Genomic DNA, 1,225 nt, shown 5'->3' with positions numbered 1-1,225 from the left:
CCGAGACGGTCCAGGTGCGGCGGGAGTTCCGCGAGCTGGGCTTCGACTCCCTCACCGCCGTCGAACTGCGCAACCGGCTCAACGCCGCCACCGGACTGCGGCTGCCCGCGACGTTGGTGTTCGACTATCCGACACCGACGGTGCTGGCGGAGTTCGTGCTGTCGAAGCTGCTCGGCCGGCAGGACCTGGCCATCGTGCCGGGGCCGGTGGCCGGGGCGAGAACGGCGGTGACGGACGATCCCGTGGTGATCGTGGGGATGAGCTGCCGGTTCCCCGGCGGGGTGGACTCTCCGGAAGGCCTGTGGCGGTTGTTGCTCGACGGTGAGGACGCGATCTCACCGGTTCCGGCCGATCGGGGCTGGGACCTGGGGATGCTGTCCGGGACGGGCCTCGACGTCCAGGGCGGGTTCCTGGCGGACGCGGTGGGATTCGACGCGGGGTTCTTCCGGATCTCGCCGCGTGAGGCGCTGGCGATGGACCCGCAGCAGCGGCTGCTGCTGGAGACGTCCTGGGAGGCGGTCGAGCGGGCCGGGATCGACCCGGTCTCGCTGAAGGGCAGCTCCACCGGGGTGTTCGTGGGCACCAGCGGCCAGGACTACGCGAGCCTGATCGTGAGCGCCCAGGCGGACATAGGGGGGCACGGTGTCACCGGTCTGGCGGCCAGCGTGCTGTCGGGCCGTCTGTCCTACACGCTGGGCCTGGAGGGCCCGGCGGTGACGGTCGACACCGCCTGCTCGTCGTCGCTGGTCGCGTTGCACATGGCGTCGCAGGCCCTGCGGTCGGGCGAGTGTGATCTGGTGCTGGCCGGCGGAGTGACCGTGATGACCACCTCGCTGGGATTCATCGGCTTCAGCGCCCAGGGGGGATTGGCCCCTGACGGCCGCTGCAAGGCGTTCTCCGACGGCGCCGACGGCACCAGCTGGTCCGAGGGCGTCGGCATGCTGGTGCTGGAGCGGCTCTCGGACGCCCGGCGCAACGGCCACGAGGTCCTGGCGATCGTCCGTGGCTCGGCGGTGAACCAGGACGGCGCCTCCAACGGCCTGACCGCGCCGAACGGCCCCTCGCAGCAGCGGGTCATCCGCCAGGCCCTGGCCAGTGCCGGGCTGTCGCCGACCGAGGTGGACGCCGTCGAGGCGCACGGCACGGGCACCAGGCTGGGTGACCCGATCGAGGCCCAGGCGCTGCTGGCGACCTACGGCCAGGACCGGGACGAGGACCGGCCGCT

Annotated in this window: 1 protein-coding gene; it reads left to right on the top strand. The window is 72.2% G+C overall.

All coding sequences use genetic code 11. From position 1 onward, the window contains the following. Window positions 1-1,225: acyl carrier protein (locus AC5L38_RS44170; RefSeq protein ID WP_495248814.1), on the top strand; the 1,225-nt coding region annotated here is incomplete at both ends.

Source organism: Streptosporangium nanhuense, from assembly GCF_059358815.1.
This window is presented reverse-complemented; position numbering and strand designations above follow the sequence as displayed.